We start from the raw sequence: 24,607 nt of genomic DNA, 5'->3' as shown, positions 1-24,607 counted from the left end.
ATAAATGAAACGATTTTTGACATTTTTACTACTATTTTCAAGCATATATGCAAATGAACTAGCACATACAAAGCTTAACAAGAACAAAGTACTACAAGTAAAAATAACCACTATTGCTGATTCAAACAGCTATGGTAGTGCTGTAATAGTCTCTAACAATGGAGACTTAGTCACTGCTTATCATGTGATATATGATGCTAAAAATGTAACAGTTATTGATTCATCTGGTAAAAGTCACTCCGCGATAATTGGTAAAGTGTCAGTAGAAGATGATTTAGCATACTTACATGTAAAAGACTTCACTCAAGCTCCTGCACAACTATACAATAACACTTCTTGGTCTGAAGAGATTTATAGCTTATCTGGAGAGGGCTTGATATTAAAAGGAATCATCTCTAAGAAAAATAAAAACTCTATTGTTTTAAATTATAAAGTACCACATGGTAACTCAGGTGGTGGGGTGTTTAATAAAGATGGCAAGCTCATAGCCATAATATCTAGATCTAGTATAAATGAAGATATTACCTATGCGACTACAGTTGATAGGTTTAGCAAAATAACAGAAGATTTTAATTACCAGAAGGTAATAAACTTGAAATCAAATAATTACGATTATTCTTATTGTACAACTAAAGAAACTATAAATACTTGGACTAATCTAGCAAAATCTGATGATATCAAAATGCATACACTGCATGCTATCTTTTTAGGGCTATGTGAAAAAGTTAAAAGAAAAGATATGACTATGGAAGAGGCAGACTATGTCTTTCTTGAGAATAGAAAAAGATTATTTGATTTTTAAATTCTGATTTTAGTATTCTAAATAAACATTAATAATATAAAATCGAATTTTTACTTCAGCTTTTAACTTTATCTTTTATCGGAAGAAAATCAACAACTTCCATATCAAATGCTTCAGCTATTTTACAAAGATGTTGGATATTGTATGATACATCATGTTTTCTTGTCTCTATTTTAGCAATATAGTTTGGAGAGCTAAAGTCTAATAATTGTGCTAATTTTAGTTGACTTATTTTTCTTTTTTTTCGTTCAATTTTTACATTTTCAACAATTTTATCAAGAAAAATACTTGGTTCAGATTCAAACAACTATAAACACCTATGAGTTTTTGATATATTAACTTGATACAATTTCAATAACAAACACTTATAAGTTTCTATTAATCCACTTTACAATAAACTATCAAGACAATATTTTATTGTAAATGTTAAAAATTGTTTTAAATAAAAGTAAGAGGGTTGATTTATGAAGAAACTTATATTGTTGTCTTTGTTAGCTGCAGTAAGTATGGCTCAAGATTGGGAATATATGCTTTATGCCACAGGAGCAAAGTTTAAAGATAAAAAAATGATGTACTATTCTGTACTAAATGATGGTAAAAAAGGAAGCATTGCTTATGGAGAAAAACTATTAATTGCTAATGGTGGTGTATTGAAAAAATATCTCGCTAAATGGAAGCATAAAGAAGCTTATGAAATGGATGTACTTAGAATACTGGGCGATAACGGATGGGAGTTAATAACCATTAAAGGCGAAGTCAATAACTCTAATCAAAACTATTATTTTAAAAGGAAGAAATAAAAATGGATAAGTTACTACTTACACTATTTAGTCTTTTCATACTGTCTGGTTGTGGAACAATGTCTCTTGAGACAAGCGCTAAAAGCACAAGAACAATCATTCTAGATCACTCTCAAATAAAAGAGAAAACTATATATATACAGGTAACAAATACTGCTAATAGTGGTGGAGAGCTTATGGATTTATCAGGCAGCATTAAAAGAGGTTTGACAGAAAAAGGCTATAAAATTGTTGATAGTTCTAGTGATGCCTCATATGGGTTATTTGTAAATGTTTTATTTGCAAACAATTTGAAAGAAGCTAATGCAGTTAAAGCTGCATCTGGACTAGGACTTTCATCAGGAATCATTGCGATGGGTTCTGGTTCTGGAACTGCCGATTCTTTACTTATTGGAGCGACTGCTGCTTTGGCTGGTGCAGTTGGTGCAAAAGTTCTTGAAGACGATACTTTTAAAGCTGTTATTGATATAAATCTAAAAGGATTTATTGATAATACTGATGATAAAACAAGAGTGTTCGCAAGAGCTGTAAAGATGAATCTTGATCTAAAAGAAGCTATGCCAATTTTAGAAAAAGAATCAACTAGAACTATTGTTAATATATTTTAAATAAGAGGTATTATCATGGTAAAAAATATTTATATTTTATTCAGTCTTCTAGGTGTTGTTATATTTTCTGGATGTGCGAAAACAGTTGTTGTTACATCTCCATATCCAGAAAAACAAGAGCATGGTTATCAAACAATTGTTGGTGTTGATAACCATAGTGATTCCAACGTGCTTGGCGGAGTTCATACAAGAAGAAATAATGGTTCAAAGTTTTTGATTCAATCAAACGCAGAAACAACTATAAGAAAAGGATTTAAATATTTTAGAATTTTAGATCCTATTGATTCTTCTGCTGAAATGCTATCTTCTGCTGAAGAGATTAAAAGCAGATGTTATGATAATAATGTTGGAAGTACTTTTATTGGCGCTAACTGGTGCTACAAAGTAGTTGGAGGAATGTTTTCAAATAAGATAGCCTACTATAGAGAAAGACCAGCAAATTACTTGGTTTTTGATGCTCATGAGGTGCTAGACTTTATGAGGGCCGATGATACCATAGTGGATATGAAAGATGTAACTACCTATGAGTATAATGGATTAGATAAGGGTTTTAAGTTTGGAGACCCTAACGCCAAGTCAACAAGCAAGAAGATTTAATACTTTTTTCTTTTATGAATACTAAGAGTAGATGAAGAATCTGCTTTTGGTGCTAATAGTGGAGTAATGGAGAAAATTCTTTAACTTGCGGAAGTAAATTAATCTTATAATGTATGTTTGAAAAGTATTCAAATATTTCAATCGTTAATGTTTTTATAACTAAAACCATCTACCAAACTTATCTATTATGTAGTCAGTTAAATATTTATATTTTTCACTTCTTAAAACAATAAATAAAAATCCAAAGAATATAATTGCAAGCAATAGTACATTTATACATCCATCAGCTTTTGGTACTAAATCAAATTGACAGTAATAATCAAGAGATAAACTTATTGTTGTGTTTGTTTGCACTTTCATGAGTATTCTTTTTAATTTGTTTGTTATATTGATACTTGCCTATTGATAAAGCTATTCCAAAAAACAAGAAAAAAAAAGTTATTACTTCAATTGTATTGATACTTGAGTTCATTTTGATTCTCCACTGTCTATTTGTTTAATTCTTTCTAGACTTAATATTCCAGTAGATAGTCCGAATATAATTAACGATAAAATTAATACACCTATGTAGAATCCCATTTTCACTTGATCTGAATATATTCCATAAATTGAATATATAATTGACAATATAGACAGTACCGATAGTAATCTATGATAATTTAGCATATACAATCCTTTATTTTAAAAACTGAGATATTACAAACCATCTAAAGATGAATTGTGATTTTGATTTAGACTCAAAAAGCCAACTAAATATCGCTTTATATACTGGTATCAGTATAAAGTATACAATGACAATAAATATTACTAATTCTAAAATATCTTTTATCATCATAATCCTTTATACCAAGGCAGTAAAGTGATTAAAAAGATCAAAACTATAAGCAGTAATCTCTAAACTTGTTGCTAACATAAAAAATAACCTTTGCATTTTAAAATACTTCATCTTTGTTTCCTTATTTTGAAAGATACCCCTATCTTATTCAAAAATAAAAAAACAATCAAATGGATTTCATTAAGAAAATTTATGAAAAATTTGATTTATGAAAAAACATGGTATACTTCTTCATATTATTCTGTATTTTATATTACAATATGACTAGCATGTCAATTGTAAAGTCCACCTGTTGTTTTATACAACTACCTGAAGAATTTCTATTCAATAATTTAGAAGCAAAAGTTATGCTACATAATTGGCATCTGGATGCTTACGCTAACTTTTTCACTCCTCAATACCTCATGTTTGATTATAAATTTAAATTTTATTACTTCTGTATTCCTAATTTTATTTTTTATTATTTCTTCTATATAACCACCCACGGGACGTTCCTCACCACCATCGTCTTAATTATTTAAGGTATCTCCAACAGACCCAATATATGGGTTTACTTGCAGGAGTATAGAATGGAACATAAGAATACATCCAAACTTAAAAAAAACAAATGTCAAAATATAGATAAAGCAATGAGAATTCAAGAAGTCATTGAGCGTGTAGCAATTTCTAGGTCTAAGATTTATGATCTTTCTAACAAAAACCTGTTTCCTAAACCTTTTAAGGTTAAAGGCACCAAAATGGTCAGATGGCGTGAATCAGAAATACAGAACTGGTTGGAAGCACAGTATGATGAATAAAACTAATGAAATAACTAGGAATAGAAGTAATCTTCTGTTCCTACATAAATAAAATAAATATACATAAAAGGAACAACAATGATAGAAAAATCATTAAATATAAAAGAAATTTTTGCGAGTTTAGAACTGAATGAACTTCAGGTAAATTCATCTACACATACAGTCATAGGAAATGCCCCTGTGCTTCATAATGGGCTTAATTTATTATTTGCCCCACAGTGCTATAAAAAAAACTATACGGCTGTTTCAATCGCAATGGAAACAGAACTTTCATCGATTTATTTTGCTTTGGAATCAAATGGTAAAGTTTTTTTAGATCATTGCAAAAAACATAATGTAATATACAAATATATTGCTTTTGCAGATAGTCCTTTTGAATATATAAAAATGGTCTTAAAGGAAATAAAAAATGCTGGAGAAACTGTATTTGTTATTATTGATAATTATTTAGATTTATTTCTGCATGATAACATTACAGAAAGATCCGTTCAACTTGATATATTAAAGAAGTACTTTATTGAAGAGATAAAAATGCCAATACTACTTCTAGACCATGCAATAGAAATAGCAGATACAAAGAATGGAGGTTATAAAATTGAGTATGATAACCTTCAAAAGTATAAAAAATCTGTTACTGCTTTAAGTCTTCACAAAATTGACAACAATATCCAAAGTGGCACACTAGTAAAAGTAGAACATTCTCTTAACCCAGATCTATTACCAACAGGTCATACCAAGTTTTATAATAAAAGTCACTTTCTCGCATATACAATCAAATCCAATATTGACAAAGGTAATTTACCACAAGAGTTTACTCTAAAACGAGTTCAAAATATTTTGAGTTCTAACGACATGGAATTATGGAAAAAAATGAAAAATGATATAGCTATAAGTTTTGAGAGAGGCAAAACAACTTTTTGGCGATTAAGGTAGAGAAAACGACTCTAATTCGATATAGTCCGTTATAGTTAAACCTTATAACGGACTAGTTTAGACCGCTATTTAAAATATGTTTGGTAATATTTTTTATGTTTAAAGTTAAAGGAAAACGAACATTCCACACTTCACTTAATTTCATACTCAAATAAATAATTGATAAGATCAGCCTCATAAATTTTTTCTACATTTTCAAGCCAACTTATATAAGGAATGATAACAGCGTCATGTGAAATAAATATAGTATGCTTTTCATGTCTATCCATAAAATATTTTAAGCGCTGAGAAGCACTATTTAAGTCGTGGAATCCATTTAAGTTTTTCATAGATAATTGCATATTTATGATTTCTATTAAATTAAATTTTTCAAATATATTCATTGCTTCTATGTCATCACTGATATATACTCCAGGATCACCTAGTTCTTCAGCTTTGACTATAGTGACATCTTTATTAAGACCTTCAATAATTTTTTCAGCTGTTTGAACACACCTATCTATAGGGCTAGTTACAATCATTTCAATATTGACATTATTTTTTTGTAACTGTTTTCCATAGTTTAAAGAGTCAATCTTTCCCTGTTCACTTAATTTTGCATGAACACTTGAATCAGTTTTTTCAGCATGTCTTATAAGATATTTCATTTTTTTACTTTTAAAATAGATATTAAATTATCTTCTGCATATACGTTAATAATTTTAAGATTTGATTTCTCTAAAATACGTTCAAAATCAGCAAACGTCCTCTCATAACCACCCAAAAAACTTAATAAATGAAAAGAAAGTGTATGTCCTTTATCATTTAGTATTTGTTCTGGAATAATAGTATCAAAAATATACAATATGCTATCATTTGACATGTTATTTGCTACATTTTTTAAAATTATAATCGCATTTTCATCATTCCAATCATGTAATATTCTGCTTAAAAGAAATATATCACTATGCACACTAAATGGCTTAAAAAAATCTATTTTGTAAAATTTATGTTCAGTATTTTGATTAAATTTATCTAATAAAATTGTTGTTGTGTTTTTATTATATTTTTTAATTGCTGTAAGTAAAGCTCCATTACCACCACCAATATCACAAATTGTATCTTCACCAAACTCAAGTAAATTAACAAGTTCTTTATAATCTGTTGTATAGTATTCATGTACAGCACTAGTAATATTTTGTATGAATGTGTTATCTTGTAAATACTCAAAAAAAGGTTTTCCATACATATCGCTAAATACCTCATCACCTTTATGAAGAGATTCAACTAATCTAGAACTTACCTTAAAAGGTAAATCTTGCCAATAGAGGATTAAAGGCTTTAATTCACTTTCTATCAATTTTCCTTTTTTTGTCAAACAAGACTCTATATCTATTATCCCTTCCACCTTGAGCCATCTTATAATTAATTTCACTGAAATTTCAGGCAAGTCTATTGATTTATCATCTTGTATGCATTTCAAAACATCTAATTTGAGGATACTAAACAGTATTTGATATTTAAAATAACCAAATGATTCATTTAATATTTTTTCTTTATCTACCCGTTCTTGTGTAATAGCAAGCGGATTGACTTCAGTTTCTTCAATAATTACTTTCTGTCCACTAAAGTTTGTTGCTAAAGCTACTCCATTATAAAATGGTTCAAGTTTTTGATATCGGTCTTTATAAAGTTCATCTCCATTTTTATTTATATGAAAATAGCCTTTTGCGTCTTTTGCAACAGCATAACCCTTATGAAACAGATCTAATTCATCAAAATATTTTAAATGTAGCAGAGAACCATTATTACCAATATGAGTTGCTTTTCCTTCTTCATTAATAACTACAGCAATTCCATATTTAAAATCTCCTGTGTAACTGTAATTATCATTATAAAGCCTAGAACCATTTTTATTAATATGAAAATAGTTATTTTCACTATCTCTTACTACGCAAAGAGCTTCTTGAAAGTTACCTACCCACTGATATCTTTGAGCATATATATCCATACCATTAGAATCAATATGGAACCACCCTTGAGCATCATAAACTGCGGATACACCTTCATAAAAACCGTATGCTTTTTTAAATGTTCTATTAAAAAGTTTTTGATTGTCTCTATTTATAAAAAAAGATTCATTCTCAGTTTCTACAGGAGCTATATTATCATGAAAACTCATAACCCTTTTATATCTCGTTTCATATAATGGTTGTCCATTTTCAATATGGTGTGTTTCATTAAAAGATATATTCAACATTTACTACCTTAAAGAACATTCTTTGCATATACTATACTCTTTATAATTTTTTACTACATGTTCATATTCAAGTGAATTAAACATATTTTCTATAGATCTGTTTTTTATATTTCCCCACTCACCCAATGAAGTTCTTTTATTTGAGGGTGCACAACAAATATTGAAAGTTCCTTCATGATCTATCCACAGCTCTTCACCTAAAAATGGGCAATTATTTTTTAAATCTAAACCATCTTTCTCAATTAAAATCTTTTCAAAATTCACCAATTTGATTTTATCTTTATAATGTTCTATCTTATCAATAAATTGATTCCATACAATTATATTTGCTTCATTATTTTGTAAAGACTCTTTTTCAATTTCACTAAAGGTCACCCACAGTTGATGACCTTTCACTCTATCAATATTATGTTCAATTGCAAACTTTATAATATTTTCCAACTCATCTAGATTTGATTTTAAGAACGTCACTTGCATCGTTATCGACACATTGGGATATGAGTTATCTCTCAATAATACAAATTTTTTTATATTCTCTATTTTTTTTAAAGTGTCATCATTTGGCATAATTTTTTCATTGATATTGGGATTTAAAGAATTAATAGAAATTTTAATATCACTTAATATTGGAAGTAATTTTTCTGCCCATTTCTCAACCCCATAAATTGGAAATGTTCCATTTGTAGTAAGATTTAGCTTTATCTTAGAGTTTGCAATTTTCTCTATGAAAAGATCAAAATCATGATACATTAATGGTTCCCCCATAGTAGATGGGATAATCTCCTGCACTCCAATACTTAAAGCTTGATCAATAGACTTCGAAAGAAGATCTCTGTTCATTGCTCTTCTAGGTTGAGCATTACTACTACTATTATAAATACTATGAGTATCACACATAATGCAGTTTAGATTACACTGGTCAGGATTAGTATCAATTGTTATTCGCCAAGGTTTTCTCATACTAAACTTTTATAAACTTTAACAATACTTTTGACATCATCTTTTATATCTACTACGCTGTCTCTACACTGTTTAAGAGAATTCAATAGAGTAGGATTCTCTGATATCTTTCTTATTAAATTTCCAAGGCTCTGAGCGTTGCCTGCTTCGAATGTATATCCATTCACACCATCATCAACTAACTCTTTCATTCCGCCAATATTTGATGTTATTACAGGGATACCTGCTAAAAATGCTTCTTGAATCACTAAAGGTGCATTTTCATACCAAGTTGACGGTACAATCAGGACATCAATGTCATTTAAAACTTCATTTATTGTGTTATTGTTATAAGAACCTTTAAACACAATATTACTCGCTTCTAAAAATCGTTTTTGGACACCAATATTTCCATATATGCTTAGAGATTCATTAGGAAGTTCTTTAAAGGTATCTGTTAACACTTTTACACCCTTGGTAGGAATAACTCTTCCCATAAATCCAAAATTCAACTTGTCATTTTTTAAAAATATTTTTTTATTAAATTTTATTTTTTCATTATTAAAACCATATTTCATATACTTAATTCTATCACTGTCAACGCCCTGAGAAACAAAAAAATCTTTTAGGGTAATGGATGGTGAAACAAATACATCCACTGCGTTTACAACTTTATTCATATGATTAAGAACTTTTTTTACATCGTTTTCTTTGCAAACATATGGCGAACATTTTGTACAATTTTCAATAGAAGGCATTTGACAAATCGAACCGCTTTCATTCACCATCTGCCCTTTTACACAAAAAAGCCAAAAATCATGTATTGTATATACAATTGGTATTTTTAATTCTTTTGCAATTGCTATTAAATTTGTTGAAAGATGACTCAAATGACCAAAGTGCACAATATCTGGATTAACTTTTAAAAGATATTGTTTAAATAATTCATCCATTTTATCATCATAGAACTTGTCCGTATAAAGATAATCCCTTTGTGGTTTGTTTACTCGTTGAATATTAATGTTTTCAAAAGTTTCATTATAAACTCTATATGGCTCGTGAAACTCATTTTCAACTCGCGTAAACACATACGTTTCTATATTTTGATTAATAAGTTCTTTCACTAAATGATATGAATACACTTCACTTCCAGCCATATAATCTGGTGGAAAACCATGTATAACTTTTAGTACTCTCATTTTAATACCTCTAAATATTTTGGGATAGCTAGTTTTAGGCCCTCACTAAGACTCAAGAAACTTCTACTTCCTAGAACATTTTTTATTTTTGTTGGATTACCAATAAATTTTTCAACATCATAGTTTCTTTTTTTATTTACTTTTATTACTGCTTTTTTACCCAGATGACTCTCAATATACGTAATTGCATCATATAGACTCCATCCAATACCTGGTAGAATATGAAAATCATCTACTATTTGACTAGATGATTCTACATATTTTATTGTTTTTATGATTGTATCAACAGTATCATCTATATGAGTAAAATCTATTATTTGTTCTCCGCCTTCAATTGTTAATTCCTCTTCTTGAAAAATTGCTTTAATGAACCTAGGAATTACTCTATCGAGTAAATCAAATTGATTTCCATATACATTAGCAAATCGCAAAATTACGGCTGAAGAATTATGTATTTTTGCGAACTCATAAAACATGTTTTCACCTTGAATTTTCGAGTCGCCATAAATATTGACATACTTTTTTTCAAATGTTTCTGATACCGGTAATTGCTTTGGCTCTCCGTACACTTCTCTACTACTTCCAAAAATTAACCAAGGTATTTTTATTCCAGAAGCTTCATTTAAAGCTTCCAGGACTACTCTTGTTCCATTTACATTAGTTCGTATACATTCTTCATGGTTATTCTGAGCAACAACAACACGAGACACTGCTGCTAAATGTATAATTCCATCAAATTTATATTCTTCATATAAACTTATTAACTTCTTTTTATCATTTGTATCACCTTGAACAAATGATATATTTTTATAGTCTTCATAAAATTTATTATTATTTTTTATATCATAAAGAACAACATAACAATTCTGTTTTAAAAGTTTTATTGCTAATGTTGAACCTATAAAACCTGTCCCACCCGTAATTAATACTATTTTTTCTATTTTTTGCCCTTTGCATAATAATCATTTTTAAAAAAAATACTATATCACAAATAAACTAAATAGATATTAGATAAAAGAAAAAAATATTATTAAAATTCAGTAACTTCTAAACAGCTTAAGCTAAAAGTTTTTAGAGTACAAAATAGTCTATTTATGAAATCTGAAAAATCTAATAATGGTGGAACAAGGGGGGGGGATAGATCCAGCCATCAATTCCGTAATTTGTACGAATTATTTACAAAGTTGTACCTAAAAGAGCACTTATATAATAATATCGCACACTGTAATCAAGGAGTTATTTAATGAGCTTAGACAGACGATTTGAAGGAATCTGGATACCTAAAGAAATATGGCTTGCTAAAGATTTAACTACACAAGAAAAAATATTTTTTGTAGAGATTAAAAGTTTAGACAATGAGAGTGGGTGTTTTGCAAGTAATGGTTATTTTGCTGATTTTTTTAAAATCTCCAAAACAAGGGTGTCGTTAGTGATAAAAAGTTTAATTAAAAAACAGTATATACGATCTACGATTGTTTACAAAGAGGGTACTAAACAAATATTAAAGAGGATACTTAATGTTTGTTATATATCCTCTTCTATAAAACTTAAAGACCCTCTAAAACAAAAGTTAAAAGTTAACAATACACTTAATAATACATTTAACAATAAAACTACTCTTAATAAAGATGATTTTAAATCTTTTAAAATGAGATTTGTTAAAGAGAATTCAAAAAATAAATTTTATACTAAAGGGTTAGGCTGGAAAGAAGATACAGCATTTACTATAAATGAGCAACAATTAATATTTAATACAGTTAGCAAGAGTATTTTAAATAAAGATGAAGCTTATATTGTATGGAAGTATTTACATGAAATGACAATTAATGGTTAAGCTAATTTAAGCTAAAAGGTTACCCTATATTTGGAATACAACAAAAATTAATATAGAGTATACAAATTTAGTTATAATAATGCATTATTTGGATACATTAAATATACAAAACATAACATATGAAAGAATAAATGAAAAACTATGAAGATGTAACACCAAATCCCGAATACTTAATAAAGTCAATTGCTGAACAAGGCTATAGTTTAGAGTCAGCGTTAGCTGACTTAATTGACAACTCTATATCTGCAAATGCAAATCAAGTAGAAGTGCTTATAAAAACAGACAAAGAACCATTTATACTGTATTTAACAGATAATGGTGATGGCATGGATGAAGAAGCTTTAAAAGCAAGTATGCATTTTCCTAGTACGTCTCCAGACACTACTCGTAAATCAGATGATTTAGGTCGTTTTGGTTTAGGTATGAAAACAGCATCTTTTTCTCAAACAAGAAAATTCACAGTATTGGCAAAAAAAAAGGGTTCTAAAAAATATCATGCTAGAACTTGGGATCTAAATGCTTTAAAAGATAACAAATGGCAAATAATAGTCAATACTCAAGCTGAAATTGAACAAATTATAAATGAATATAAAGTACAAAGTGACGATAACTTCAGTCAATTTGATAACTATGAGCCTAATGTAATTATTGTATGGCACGGTCTCTACAAGTATGAAGAATACCTAGAAGAAGAAAATAGAAGAAAAGCCTTAAAAGATGAGATTAATGAGGTCACAACAGATCATTTGTCTTTAGTATTTCATCGTTTTATGGAGTCAAAAGAGCAACATCTACAGCTAAGAGTAAATAATATCCGGCTTCAAGCATTTAACCCTTTTCCTGAAAAAGATCTCCGTTCTGTAGAGTTCAAACAAAAAGGCTTTGGTAATGATTCCATAAAATTAGAAGGTTTTGTTTTACCATCTACTAGCATAGAAGAGACCAAGGAAAGTAATAATACTAAATGGACAACGAAGTACAGAAGTCTTCTAGATATGGAGGGCATTTATATCTATAGAGCAGATAGAATTATTTTATTCGGTGGCTGGAACGGTTTAATAAAAAAAGCTCCACGTTTACAACTAGCCCGCTTACGTGTTGAAATAGGAAATAAGGTTGACCATCTTTTACATTTAAATGTTGCAAAGTCACAAGTAATTATTCCACATGATTTAAAAGATGCATTCGAAGATTACATTAATGATCTAAAAGAAGAAGCAAAAAAAGAATTTTTCAACAGAGGTATAAAAAAGTTTCCTAAAAAATCAGAAAACAGTGAAAGCCTATTTGTTCGTAATCCATCAAACAAAGGTGTTTTATTAGAACTTAATCCAGAGTTTTCAATATTGAAACAGTTTAATGAAGAATTATCATCTTCGAACCAAGCAAAACTAAAAGTACTATTAAAAATGGTCAATACGCAAATAAGCAATATTAAGCAAACCCATGAAGATAAAGTATTTTTAGGCATTGAACAAGAGAACAACATCTCTACGGAAGAACTTTTACAAACAATAAAAGGCCTTATTCAAGCGGGAATAAATCCAAGTGTCATAAAAAAAGAAATCCTACCAAACCTTGGTTATAAAGTGGATACCTATCCAACAAAAATTTTAGAGGTACTAAATGGAAAATAGAGTTTATATTGATCTGATGAATACGTTTATCGATGCTAGTTTTAATAAAGAAAAAGAGGAAAAAGGCTTTGTAAACAGAGAGTTTTTTGAGTCTATATCTTTAAAACAACAAATCAAAGATGATTTAGACAAACTACCAAGTTATATTCCTTCATTAACTAAAGAGAAATTTGAAAAACTATATTCAATATCTATTAAAGAGTCAAGACATAGTAATCAGTCAGGTATGACACCTAGTATTTCCCTTTCTGGATCTGAATCAAGAAAAAAAATATGGTTGACTGATTCTAAGATAAATGAGCTTGGATGGGAACGTGATGAGACTAATACATATAGATCACGTTATATTCATTATCTAAGAAGTATTGGAAGACCCAAAGATTATATTGAAGAAACTAAACGGTCAAGTTTAGAAATTGTAAAAAAATTTGGAAATCCACAATCTGAAGAAGATTTTTTCACAAGAGGCCTTGTAGTTGGTAGTGTCCAATCAGGTAAAACAGCAAACTTCAATGCAGTTATCAATAGTTCGATAGATGTTGGATATAGTTTAATTATTGTTCTTTCAGGAATAATGGAAGATTTAAGAAAACAGACTCAAAAACGGATAGAAAAAGAAGTTGTAGGTGAAAGTAATGGTTTTATCGGTGTTGGAGAAATTGCTTCATTTGGAGAAATGGGAGAATATAAAGATGTAACTCAAATAATACTCCCAACTTCAGAAAAAACAGATTTTAAAAAGAGTATGAAAGAAGCGGACTTTTCATTAAACAATAAAAATATTTTAGTTTGTAAAAAGAATACAGGTGTTCTCAAAAATCTTATCCTATGGTTGGATAATTATCTTAATGAAAATAAAGACAAAATAGAAATTCCTTTTTTGATTATTGATGATGAAGCGGATAACGCTTCATTAAATAACATGGGCCATAAAGGAAAAGACTATGCTTCAACAATCAATGGTCACATAAGAGCTTTATTAGCCTTATTTAACAAGAAGACCTATTTAGGGTATACAGCGACCCCATTTGGTAATGTACTGCAAGATAGACATAAAAAGCCATCTGAGAAGTGGCCTATTAAAGATGCTGGTGAAACTAAAGAATTTGATTTAGAGGGCAGCTTATTCCCTCAAGACTTTATAGAACTTCTTTTTCCTCCTGTTAACTATATTGGTGCAAAACATTTTTTTGAAACTAGATTAGATGAAATAAAAAAGATTGATCCATTAGTCCCTCAAGCTATTGATGATTATCTTAATTCTTTTCCACATCAGTTAAACAAAGATGACTTGTCACCCGCAGAATTTAAGAATGCTGATACAAGAGCTGCAAGGAAAGAAGATCCTTTCCCTCCGACAAAAGGTGAAGATGGAATTATTCCAAAAGATGCTCTTCCCCCATCTCTAAAAGATGCAATTAAGTGTTTTGTTATTTCTACTGCTATACGCACAAGTAGAGAAAAAGAGATGTATCAATCTAAAATGTTTCAACCACACAATACAATGCTTGTCCATATTTCGAGATTTACTACTTGGCAAACTCGGACTAAAAATAATATACAAGATTATGTGAAGGAGCTAACTAGCTCTTTAAATAATGACTCTCCATCAGATAAAAAAGGAATTTATCCAGAATTTCAAATTATTTGGAATAAATATTATGCTTATATAATGGAAAGCATCGGGAACTATCTTCCTGATGATTATGAAGATGAATTTTTAATTTCAAAAACATATAGAGAAGTAGAAGAATTACTTTATAAAGCTATTAGTGATATAGAAGTAAAAGCTATAAATAGTGAAACAAAAGATTCTCTAGCTTATCCAGATGATAGTGCAAAAAAATACATTGCCGTTGGCGGGAATAGACTTTCAAGGGGATTTACTCTTGAAGGACTAACTATTAATTACTTCATTAGAAATACAAACTTTTCAGATACCTTACTACAAATGGGGCGTTGGTTTGGATATAGACCGGGGTATATAGATTGCTGCAAAGTATTTACTACTCAAGATGGCTTGGATAAGTTTGACCAAACTACAGCAACTATTGAAGATTTAGAAGAAAAATTTATTGAAATGAATAGAGACCCATCGAATACACCTGATAATTTTTCATTACGTGTTTTAAAACACCCTGGTGTACTAAAAATAACAAGAGCTTCTATATTAAAAAATACAAAAGAAGTAAATTGGTCTTATTCTGATCATTTAATTCAGACTACAAAATTTAAAATTGATAACAAGAAACTAAAGCAAGCTTGGTCCGCTCTAACTACGCATATGAAATCAAAAGATGTAAACTTTGAGATTAAAAATGATAAAAATGGCAAGCCAGACTATTTAGAGTATCAACCAGAAAATATCAATAGACTGTTCGACTTTTTCCACTTGCCTAATAGTTTTTATGATCCTCTTGATAAAGATGAGACAAACCATTTTGCTGGATTGGAAGAATATATCAAGCTATGTACACAGGAGAGTAAGCTTACAAAATGGTCTGTTATTATAAAAATTTCTGGAAATGGTTCGCCTATATCGATAGAAGAATCTAATCTGCCTATTCCAGTCAATAAGGCTATTAGAAGAAGTGCTACTTCTAAAAGATGGCAAGAACAACTACGTCACAATCATATTTTCGCAGCTGGTGGAGGTTCTTCAAATATATTAGGTGGTGGTAAAGACATGCAAGCACGCTTGGAACAGTCTCAAGTCGATACTATTACAAAAGATTTTAAAGAACAACTATATAAAAATTTAGAAATAAAATATCCTGATTCATCTAAAGAAGAGATTGAAAAAAGAGTTCATAAAACTGGTGCCCCTGAAAAAATATTCCGAAGAAATATGACGGATGAAGAAGGTGTGTTGGTTATATACCTAATGGATGTAAATACTATATTTACAGATAAAAAAGGGGATATATCGGGACTAGATGATTTGAAAAGCTCAATTGATACAAATGTCCCTTTAATTGGATATGCTATTGGTATTCCCGAAGTGGACAATGCTATCGGTGGAAACTATTTAGAAAGTACTTTTCATATTAATGAAGATAATACAGAAGAAGAGAATTTTGAAGATTACGCAGAGGTACTGGAAGAATGATTCAAACAGATAGATTACAAGAACTATGGAAAAATTTATCCTATTCAGGCAAGAGTGAGTTTGAGTTTACTAGAATTGATAGTGGAGAGGCAAAGCCGGAGATGAATATAGGCTTTAATTCAACCCTTAACAGATGTTTACTTTTGGAGCTACCCAAGGGACATGATATTGACTTTCAAAAATCTATTAAACAGAACCTATCATTAAGTTTCTTTGATGACACTGGGTATATTGTTCTAGAATTAACTGACCAAAGCTTTACAGATTTATTTAATGATTTGATTATTTCAATCTATCAACATATTTACCAAATGTCAGATGTAAAGGAATACTCACAAGTTTTCATTCAGATGTTCTATAAGTGGAGTGAATTTTTTGATGATAAAAAGTCAGAAAAATTATCTCAAGATATTATAAAAGGACTCTTTGGAGAATTGTTTGTTTTAAAAGAATTAATCAAAGATTCTCACTCTACTCATATAAATGATTTACTTAATTCATGGAAGGGACCATACGATAAAGGTCATGATTTTGAATTAGATCAAAAACATATAGAAGTCAAAACCAAAGAGATGACTAAAACATCTGTAAAAATATCTAGCGAACATCAACTCGAATCAGAAATGGACATCCCTTTAGAATTACTGGTATTATCTGTAGACACTCATTCAGCTAAAGGCCAGTCATTAAGTACTCTTGTTAGTGATATTAAAAATATTGTCATAAGTAAATTAGGAGATTTCTCAATAGTTTTAACTGCTTTAGCTCAAAAAAATATTACTGCTCGAAGTATCTATCAATATGACAACTTTAGATTTGAAGCTATTGAAGAGATTGTATATAATTGCACTCATACAGATTTTCCTAAACTTACAAAAACAAATACACCAAAGGCTATAGGAAGTGTTCAATATACTTTGCATCTAAACTACCTAACTGAGTATATTTCATCTAAAAAGACTTTTGATGACTGATATAGAAGAAAGAATAAGTTTCCGATCAGATTTATTAGATGACTCTAGGGATGAAGGTGGATTTCCAAATCAAACAAACTTATTATTGGAAGTCATGCCATCTTTATTGGACGCCAAGCTAATAGATTCAGAAGATTATGAAGAAGCATATATAGATAATAAGCACGATAACTTAAAACTTAATGCTTTTACCGTTAATGGCTCGGGAGAGCGTTTACAGCTCTTTATAGTTGATGAGAGCAGTATAGATGAGACAGCAAAGCAAGAGGACCTTTTAGTCTCGCAAAAAGCTGATTATGAAAGCCAATTTAAAAGAGTAGATAAAATAATAAAAAAAGCATTCAACGGACAGCTTTTTAATTCATTACAGGATTCAGATAAAGCAAAAGTATTGGCTTCTAAGTTAGAATCAAAAGAAAGCTTCCATGAGTATGATGTAATAGAGATTTTTTTAATTTCTTTAACAGCAACTTATTCAAATCAAGGAAACACTCCGCAATTAAGAAGTATCTATTTTAAGGAAAAAGAAGAAGTTAGAACTTATAGAGATAAAGAAGAAAATATAAACAAACCGATAACTATTCAGAAGAAGCTTATTGATCTGAATTTTTTATTTAACGTTATGGTATCCAAGGGACATCGAGAAGTACTGACTATAGATTTTGAAAAGACATTTAATTATAGTATTGAAGCTATTAAAGCAGCAGAAAATGAAAGCTTTGCTTCTTATCTATGTGTTCTTAAAGCTGATGTTTTGGCAGATTTATATAAACAGTATAGTAGCAGACTTCTTGAGAAAAATATTCGCTCATTTTTAGATTTTAGAGGTGTTAATAAAGGTATTAAAGACACCATACGCAAAGAACCAGAGAAATTTATTGCCTATAATAATGGTCTAACTATTACAGCAACAGAAGTAAAGACTTATGACAAAAAGAAAAAATTATATATTGAGTCATTGACTGATTTCCAAATTGTAAATGGTGGACAAACAACAGCAACAATTTATTTTTCAAAAAAAGATGGTTTAGATGTCAGTAAAGTTCAAGTTATGGCAAAAATTAATGTTGCTAAACAAACTAGTGAAAAAGATCTAGAAGAGCTTATTAATAATATCAGTGAATTTTCAAATGCTCAGTCAAGAGTATCAAAAGTTGATCTTCGTTCTCGTAATCCTCAACTTATTAAAATTAAAATATTAAGTGAAAGTGTACTTACTCCAAGCGGTTTTAATTGGTTCTTTGAGCGTTCCAAGGGTGAATTTAGTACTATGTTGAGAAAAGCAGGTAATAAAAAAGCAAAAATGAAAAAAGAATTTCCACCTGAACGAAAGTTTACCAAAGAACAGATGGCAAAATTCTACTCAGCATGGGGTGATGAACCATATATGGTTAAAAAAGGTGGAGAACGTATTTTTAGACATTTTATTGAACAACTTAGTCCAGATGAAGAAAGTGGTATTACTCCACCAACAGTAGATAGACTTTACTATGAAGATATAATTTCTAAAATAATTTTATTTAGAAGAATGGAAAAACTTCATGGTGCAGGTAAAAATGCTATTGGTCAAATAAGATCTGCCGTTATTCCATATTCTTTATCTGTTTTACACCAATACACAGATAAAGTAGATAAACCTTTTGATATGTCTAGAGTTTGGCGACAAGAGGGCTTAGAAGATGATTTAGGACAGTTTTTATATGATTTAATGTATCTGATGAATGACTTAATTAAACAATACTCTTTAAGTGATGATTATGGTGAGTATTCTAAAAAACCTGAACTTTGGAAAAGTATTAAAGACTGCAAAGAAATTGTAGCTTTTATGAGTAATACCAATAGCATGAAAATATTAAAAAAATATACTTATTAATAGGAAAACATATTGGATATAACAAAATTATCAGATTCAGACATTATTGAGCTATATAGCCAATCGATTAAAGAGTTAAAACGACGTGAAATAATTCGTACGAAGAATATTACTGGAGAACTTGGGGAATATATAGCAGTTCAGTATTATAAAAACAATCCTACACTGCCAAATTTACAATTTGCTCCACCAAGCACAGAGAATATAGATGCAATTAGTGCGAAAGGTGAAAGATACTCTATAAAGACCATAACAAATACTGGCTCAACAGGTGTATTCTATGGCATGCCTGCTCAAGGTTCAAGCGAGATTCCTATTCAAAAATTTGAATATGCTGTAATTGTTAAGTTAACTGATAATTTTGAATTGGAACAAATATTAGAATTATCATGGGATGAATTTTTAGAAAATAAAAAATGGCATAGCAGAATGCAGGCTTGGAACTTATCATATTCAAATAAGTTGATTAAATGTGTCAAAAATATATATTAAAGTGGAGATAAGATGTTAGAAGAGATCATAAAAACATTGATAAAAGATGCTGAGTCTGAATGGCTTGAATTTAAATCTTTTTGGTATTGGAATAATTCTGAAATAGCACTATCAAAGGGATGGGGAGAATTTTTAAAAGATTTTGTAGCATTATTTAATACAAATACAGAAAATGAAAAATATTTAATTCTAGGATTTGATGAGAAAACAAAAATATGTCAAAATTACTTTACAGACAAGAATGAAGAAAAATTGGAGTTATTTAATAATCTTAATGACTTTAAAGTAAAAATTGTAAGTAAGCTTAGAAAATCTTTTAAAAACATTCCTCAATATCGTGATTCACATGATTTGATCAGTATAGAAACATTTTTTGAAATTAAACAGATTACCATAGACGATAAACAATTACTTATATTTAAAATCATACATGCACCATATTTTTTGGAATTAAAAGCTGTATTAGATGGAAATGAGTCATTTAGAGAAGGGAATACGCTAATACGTAGATTGAAAAATGATGCTAGTCCGGAAAATTGTAATGCTTGCCATAAAGAAGTTCAAGACCTTTTAAATACTGCAATACAAAGACAAGAAAGTAGTTTTCCTCACAAAGATGCGAGTATAAATAAAATAGTTACATTATTTCAGAAAAAGCATGCTCCAAGTGCATCAATAAATAAGCTTACTGAAGAACATGTCCACACTATTGGTATTGATTATGAAATATTCAGCATTACAGGAGAATACTTCCCAACCATATTCTTTGTATATTTCACAAAGTACACATCACAGAATAAGACATATACTAAAATAATTGAAACTAATATATTAGATAATTCATCAAAGATAATTGTTTTAACAGATGAATTGAATAAGAAAAAGGGAAGAATAGATAAAAAACGTATTCATGACTTGTTTAGTAGTGATTTTAATAATCTATCAGTATCTTTTTTAGAGGAATTTGCCTTAAATGAATTATATGTAGACTTATTTGATCCGGATATATTTCATCAAGGGTCATTTAATATTAAAAATTTCATATCGCCATATTGTGTAGAGTCAGAAAATAAAACTGCGGATATTATATTAAGTGAATGGTATGAAGCTCAAAACAAACCATTAATAGTACTTAAGGGTGCTGGTGGAATTGGGAAAACAACGATAGTAAAATATTTTTTAGATAATTTATATAAAAAGAATAATAATAACAATACTATAAATATCCTTTTTATAAACTCACATGACATTATAAACGAAATTATGAGAAATTCAAAAGTAGAAGATATATTCGATTTTTATCGTATTGTTGCTGAAAAGCATAATATATCTAAACAATTTGATAAAAAACTGCTTGAAGTATCAATTGATAGTGGAAATTTAATTATTGCATTGGATGGTTTAGATGAAGTAATATCTAAAATGGGAAGCAAATTCAACTTACAATCATTTATAAAAGCAATATTTGAAGATTATTCTGAAAATCTAGAAAAGACAAAGATAATAATAACATGTCGTGATTATTTTTGGGATGAACAGACTATAAATTATCCTATAGAAACAATTGCATTAAAACCATTCAATAAAGTACTTGCTGAGAATTATTTCAAACAAAATTTTAAAGACGATACAGGAAGAATAAGGAAAGCTATGTCTCTAGCTAATGAATTTGCATTGGAGAGTAGAACATATATACCATACATACTAGATATGATAGTTGATAATTTATTAGAAACAACACACTCTTCGGTTTTAGATAGTGCTATGTTAATACCAAATATACTTTCACATGATTATTTAGTAGGCAAAGTTTGCGAAAGAGAAATTTTCAAACTTGATAATATGACAATTGACAAGCAATTAGAAGTATTAATATATATAGCTTTAAAATATAATGGAACAATACATGAAGACCAACTCAGTGATTTAAACCATATTTTTGGTGAAGTAAGCTCTTATTCATTTATTGAAAAATTCAAGGCACATCCTCTTCTAAGTTATTCTGCATTACAAAAAACAATTAAATTTAGATATGACTTCTTTAATGATTATTTTAAGAATATACACCTATCTGCATTTTTACAGAAAAAAGATATGAATGAATTGGATACTGAAATTATAAAGATTATTATTGAATACACGAGTTATGATAATAGTTTTACTAAATATTTAAAGAAGAGAATTTTCGATATTGACAAGGAATCTCTAAAAGAATCTATTTGGTTATTTTTAGAAGAAAACATAAATATTTTAAACATAAGTGATGAAAAGAAAGTAAGATTAAATTCTTCTCTTTTTATTTTATTATTGTCAATTTATGAATTTAATACTATTGAAGACAGAACAAATATGCTTAGAGAAATATATGAGAGAGGAGATAAAATTATAAAGAACTTATGTATTGTAAACTTACATGCAATTCATATGGATAAACTTATATTCGACTTTAGGGAATTAAAATTTGAAGATTGCCATTTTGAAAATTATGAATATTTTTCAGAATGTAAATTTAATTCAAACACATATATAAGTAAGTCTGTGTTTATAGCCCCTTTATCAAGAGAAAATGTCACTCCAAATATTTCTATTAAGAATATAGATAGTTCTAGCTGTGATGTTTCTGGAATTATTGAGCTGCTTGAAACAAAAGAAAAGAAAAGAAAAAGTAAGGAAACGAACATTAGAGACTCTGTAAAAAGAGTAATTAAGCATTTCTGGAGTGGTAGCTCATTTAGAGAAAAAACTGCAGATGATACACATAAAAAGCTGAGAGATGTGTCACAAATTTTAGAAAAACTTTTAAAGCAAAAAGTCTTAATTAAAACCAAAAAAACAACTAAGCAAAAACGGCTAAATGATATATATTATATAAATCCGGAATATAGTAATTTGAGAAAAATCATGGAAGAGAATGAAACGTGCAAAGAACTTGAAACAGTTGTAAATTTAGTTGATAACTCTAAATAATACTTGTTATCTTTTTAGCAATTTGTTCTGCCATTTTAGGTGGAACAGCATTTCCTATTTGCCTAAACTGGGCACTTCTTGAACCTTCAAAATAAAAATCATCTGGGAATGACTGTAATCTTGCAGCTTCTCTTACTGACAAAGATCTAAGCTGTTTAACATCTGGGTGAATATAATAGTGTCCATCCATTGCCATATGAGCAAGAACAGTATGAGATGCTGGAGTATCTGCTTTTATAACATTGAATCTATTTGTAAAAGAAGTTGTATTTTTATGATTTATCAATTCCGGTCTTCTGCTGGCTAGCTCTTTATAGCATAGGCGTTTTTTATTTTTGTTCCAAGTAGTTATAGCTTCTTTATAAATTTTAAGATCTGTTTCATTATGCATTCTGGTTTCATGCTGAGTAAGAATGTCGAAACCCTCTTCTCTGATATTTGAGTCAATAAGATATTGATTCGTATCAGTTCTGTATTTACCTTTCCCCTCAATCATTCTATCAGGCTTAGTTTTTGGCAGATCTTCTAATACGTCTTTAACTAAGTACTTTTTTTCAATTGTTTCAAACTCAGGATATTGATAATACTTTCGTCTCTTATTCTTCTTCCAGCCAACAATAATAATTCTTTTTCTATCCTGCAATACACCGTAGTCAGAAGCGATAAGCTCTTTAATTTCTATATGATAACCGGCGTCTTCAATAGCTATTTTAATATCATTAAAGTGTTTTCCGTTTGCTGCACTTAACATACCAGGTACATTTTCAAATATAAACATTTTTGGTTTAAATGTTTCCAAAAATCTTACATAGTATTTGTAAAGAAAGTTTCTGGGATCACATGTAACAGAATCTTGCATTCTTGCTCTACCAACTAATGAATAGGCCTGACAAGGTGGACCACCAATAATAAGGTCAACATTTTTTATATTTTTATCTTTCAGAGTTTGTCTTACTGTTTTTGTAATATCTTCAAAAGTATCATCACCAATGAATGAATTTATAACATCATTGGAGTTTTTAACATTAGCTTGATCCCAAAGTTCTTCTCTGGAAATCTTTTTTAAAAGGTAATTATAGTAAATATCAAGTTTATTCTCATTTTTTAAAGTCCAATAAGCTGTTCTGGTACGTAAAGTATTGCATGCATGTGAATCTGCTTCAACATGTCCAACAAACGTACTTCCAGTTCTAAAAAAGCCTTCCGATAGACCACCGGCGCCAGAGAATAAATCCAATACAACCAAATACAATCCAATTAACTATAATTTTAATGTGATTATACCAGGGTCGCTCTTAAAACGACCTGTAAGGAATGGTGTTTTTTAATAAAGTATTGACGCTTTTAATTATAGTATGAATATTACTATTTTCATTAGAGAGTGTTTAAAGTTTTTTCAATTATATTGGCACAATTAGATACATTTTTTTTGATATCTATTCCCCAAAAACGGAGTATTGTCCATCCCTCACTTTTCAATTTGTTGTTTACCTCTCTATCACGCTCAATATTCCGTGTAATTTTTTTTGTCCAAAATTCAGTATTAGTTTTAGGTATATATTTTCCCTCAAGAAGTTGCTTGCCATGCCAAAACTCAGAATCAGCAAAAACAGCAAGTTTCTTGCTCTTAAAAACTATATCAGGCTTTCCGAATATATCTTTTACATTTTTTCTGTAACGAAGACCTCTTTTCCATAGTTCTTTTCTTAGTATTATTTCAATACTTGTATCTTTAGATTTAATCCTTCGCATATTTTCTGAACGCGATATTGTTTTTTTAAGTTTTTTACCCATATTAAATCCAATATATATCTTATAAGATAGTATCAAAAAAAGTATTTAAAACTTTTGAGAATCAAACGCTAGCACATTTTTTTCATATGTACAGTTTTTAGTACAACTGTAATTTCCACTTTCACTAAAGCACTATATTAAGGTTTCTTTATGTTCTCCACAGCTCCACCATACCTTA

The 24,607-nt window shown here is 29.2% G+C and carries 22 protein-coding genes; 13 read left to right on the top strand and 9 right to left on the bottom strand.

The window, feature by feature from the left end:
* Positions 1-4: 4 nt before the first annotated feature.
* On the top strand, positions 5-802 hold the full coding sequence (locus tag ABZC13_RS00465; RefSeq protein WP_372998357.1) for a serine protease: 798 nt from the start codon (positions 5-7) through the stop codon (positions 800-802).
* Positions 803-857: 55 nt separating this feature from the next.
* Here the strand turns inward: ABZC13_RS00465 and ABZC13_RS00460 are convergent, their stop codons facing one another.
* On the bottom strand, positions 858-1,109 hold the full coding sequence (locus ABZC13_RS00460; RefSeq protein ID WP_372998354.1) for a helix-turn-helix domain-containing protein: 252 nt from the start codon (positions 1,107-1,109) through the stop codon (positions 858-860).
* 157 nt (positions 1,110-1,266) lie between these two features.
* On the opposite strand from ABZC13_RS00460, the gene ABZC13_RS00455 reads away from it, so the two are divergent.
* From ABZC13_RS00455 to ABZC13_RS00445, 3 genes are read left to right on the top strand one after another with little or no spacing between them, the layout of a single operon-like run.
* Positions 1,267-1,602 carry a hypothetical protein gene (locus tag ABZC13_RS00455; protein WP_372998350.1) on the top strand — a complete coding sequence of 112 codons (336 nt, stop codon included), beginning with the start codon at positions 1,267-1,269 and terminating at the stop codon, positions 1,600-1,602.
* 2 nt (positions 1,603-1,604) lie between these two features.
* The gene (traT, locus tag ABZC13_RS00450) at positions 1,605-2,210 is read left to right on the top strand and encodes a complement resistance protein TraT (RefSeq protein ID WP_372998347.1); all 606 of its coding nucleotides are present in this window, start codon (positions 1,605-1,607) and stop codon (positions 2,208-2,210) included.
* A gap of 15 nt (positions 2,211-2,225) precedes the next feature.
* Positions 2,226-2,807, top strand: coding sequence for a hypothetical protein (locus tag ABZC13_RS00445; protein WP_372998344.1), 582 nt, complete (start codon positions 2,226-2,228; stop codon positions 2,805-2,807).
* Between the two features lie 159 nt (positions 2,808-2,966).
* Here the strand turns inward: ABZC13_RS00445 and ABZC13_RS00440 are convergent, their stop codons facing one another.
* Positions 2,967-3,167: a hypothetical protein gene (locus ABZC13_RS00440; RefSeq protein ID WP_372998340.1), complete on the bottom strand. Its 201-nt coding sequence runs from the start codon at positions 3,165-3,167 to the stop codon at positions 2,967-2,969.
* Between the two features lie 1,044 nt (positions 3,168-4,211).
* On the opposite strand from ABZC13_RS00440, the gene ABZC13_RS00435 reads away from it, so the two are divergent.
* Both ABZC13_RS00435 and ABZC13_RS00430 read left to right on the top strand, forming a co-directional pair.
* A complete protein-coding gene (locus ABZC13_RS00435) occupies positions 4,212-4,439 on the top strand; it encodes a helix-turn-helix transcriptional regulator (protein WP_372998337.1) in 228 nt (75 codons plus the stop codon).
* A 78-nt stretch (positions 4,440-4,517) separates the two neighbouring features.
* Positions 4,518-5,372, top strand: coding sequence for a hypothetical protein (locus ABZC13_RS00430; RefSeq protein ID WP_372998334.1), 855 nt, complete (start codon positions 4,518-4,520; stop codon positions 5,370-5,372).
* Between the two features lie 131 nt (positions 5,373-5,503).
* Here ABZC13_RS00430 and ABZC13_RS00425 read toward each other — a convergent pair whose 3' ends face one another.
* From ABZC13_RS00425 to ABZC13_RS00405, 5 genes are read right to left on the bottom strand one after another with little or no spacing between them, the layout of a single operon-like run.
* Positions 5,504-6,019 carry a histidine phosphatase family protein gene (locus ABZC13_RS00425; RefSeq protein ID WP_372998331.1) on the bottom strand — a complete coding sequence of 172 codons (516 nt, stop codon included), beginning with the start codon at positions 6,017-6,019 and terminating at the stop codon, positions 5,504-5,506.
* A complete protein-coding gene (locus ABZC13_RS00420; protein WP_372998328.1) occupies positions 6,016-7,611 on the bottom strand; it encodes a methyltransferase in 1,596 nt (531 codons plus the stop codon). Before ABZC13_RS00420 ends, ABZC13_RS00425 begins: the two co-directional genes overlap by 4 nt.
* Before the next feature lie 3 nt (positions 7,612-7,614).
* On the bottom strand, positions 7,615-8,571 hold the full coding sequence (locus ABZC13_RS00415) for a radical SAM/SPASM domain-containing protein (RefSeq protein ID WP_372998325.1): 957 nt from the start codon (positions 8,569-8,571) through the stop codon (positions 7,615-7,617).
* The gene (locus ABZC13_RS00410; protein WP_372998322.1) at positions 8,568-9,749 is read right to left on the bottom strand and encodes a glycosyltransferase family 4 protein; all 1,182 of its coding nucleotides are present in this window, start codon (positions 9,747-9,749) and stop codon (positions 8,568-8,570) included. The genes ABZC13_RS00415 and ABZC13_RS00410 overlap by 4 nt, the downstream gene beginning before the upstream one ends.
* The gene (locus tag ABZC13_RS00405) at positions 9,746-10,672 is read right to left on the bottom strand and encodes an NAD-dependent epimerase/dehydratase family protein (protein ID WP_372999426.1); all 927 of its coding nucleotides are present in this window, start codon (positions 10,670-10,672) and stop codon (positions 9,746-9,748) included. Before ABZC13_RS00405 ends, ABZC13_RS00410 begins: the two co-directional genes overlap by 4 nt.
* A 320-nt stretch (positions 10,673-10,992) precedes the next feature.
* Here ABZC13_RS00405 and ABZC13_RS00400 point away from each other — a divergent pair, with 320 nt between their 5' ends.
* From ABZC13_RS00400 to ABZC13_RS00370, 7 genes are all read left to right on the top strand, one after another.
* On the top strand, positions 10,993-11,583 hold the full coding sequence (locus ABZC13_RS00400; RefSeq protein ID WP_372998319.1) for a helix-turn-helix domain-containing protein: 591 nt from the start codon (positions 10,993-10,995) through the stop codon (positions 11,581-11,583).
* Between the two features lie 131 nt (positions 11,584-11,714).
* On the top strand, positions 11,715-13,220 hold the full coding sequence (locus ABZC13_RS00395; RefSeq protein ID WP_372998315.1) for an ATP-binding protein: 1,506 nt from the start codon (positions 11,715-11,717) through the stop codon (positions 13,218-13,220).
* A complete protein-coding gene (locus ABZC13_RS00390; RefSeq protein ID WP_372998312.1) occupies positions 13,210-16,329 on the top strand; it encodes a Z1 domain-containing protein in 3,120 nt (1,039 codons plus the stop codon). The genes ABZC13_RS00395 and ABZC13_RS00390 overlap by 11 nt, the downstream gene beginning before the upstream one ends.
* A complete protein-coding gene (locus ABZC13_RS00385; RefSeq protein WP_372998309.1) occupies positions 16,326-17,303 on the top strand; it encodes a PD-(D/E)XK motif protein in 978 nt (325 codons plus the stop codon). The genes ABZC13_RS00390 and ABZC13_RS00385 overlap by 4 nt, the downstream gene beginning before the upstream one ends.
* Entirely contained in the window at positions 17,296-19,176 is a 1,881-nt protein-coding gene (locus ABZC13_RS00380) for an AIPR family protein (protein WP_372998306.1), read from the top strand. The genes ABZC13_RS00385 and ABZC13_RS00380 overlap by 8 nt, the downstream gene beginning before the upstream one ends.
* A gap of 12 nt (positions 19,177-19,188) precedes the next feature.
* Positions 19,189-19,668: a hypothetical protein gene (locus tag ABZC13_RS00375; RefSeq protein WP_372998304.1), complete on the top strand. Its 480-nt coding sequence runs from the start codon at positions 19,189-19,191 to the stop codon at positions 19,666-19,668.
* Between the two features lie 12 nt (positions 19,669-19,680).
* Complete coding sequence (locus ABZC13_RS00370) at positions 19,681-22,635, top strand: NACHT domain-containing protein (RefSeq protein WP_372998301.1); 2,955 nt, start codon at positions 19,681-19,683, stop codon at positions 22,633-22,635.
* Here ABZC13_RS00370 and ABZC13_RS00365 read toward each other — a convergent pair.
* Positions 22,628-23,881: a DNA cytosine methyltransferase gene (locus tag ABZC13_RS00365; protein ID WP_372998297.1), complete on the bottom strand. Its 1,254-nt coding sequence runs from the start codon at positions 23,879-23,881 to the stop codon at positions 22,628-22,630. The genes ABZC13_RS00370 and ABZC13_RS00365 overlap by 8 nt on opposite strands.
* 128 nt (positions 23,882-24,009) lie before the next feature.
* Complete coding sequence (locus tag ABZC13_RS00360; protein WP_372998294.1) at positions 24,010-24,429, bottom strand: very short patch repair endonuclease; 420 nt, start codon at positions 24,427-24,429, stop codon at positions 24,010-24,012.
* Positions 24,430-24,607: the final 178 nt, after the last annotated feature.

It is taken from the genome of Sulfurimonas sp. (assembly GCF_041563035.1).
Lineage (GTDB): Bacteria > Campylobacterota > Campylobacteria > Campylobacterales > Sulfurimonadaceae > Sulfurimonas.
The sequence above is the reverse complement of the archived record's forward strand: the minus strand, read 5'-3'. Positions and strand labels throughout refer to the sequence as shown.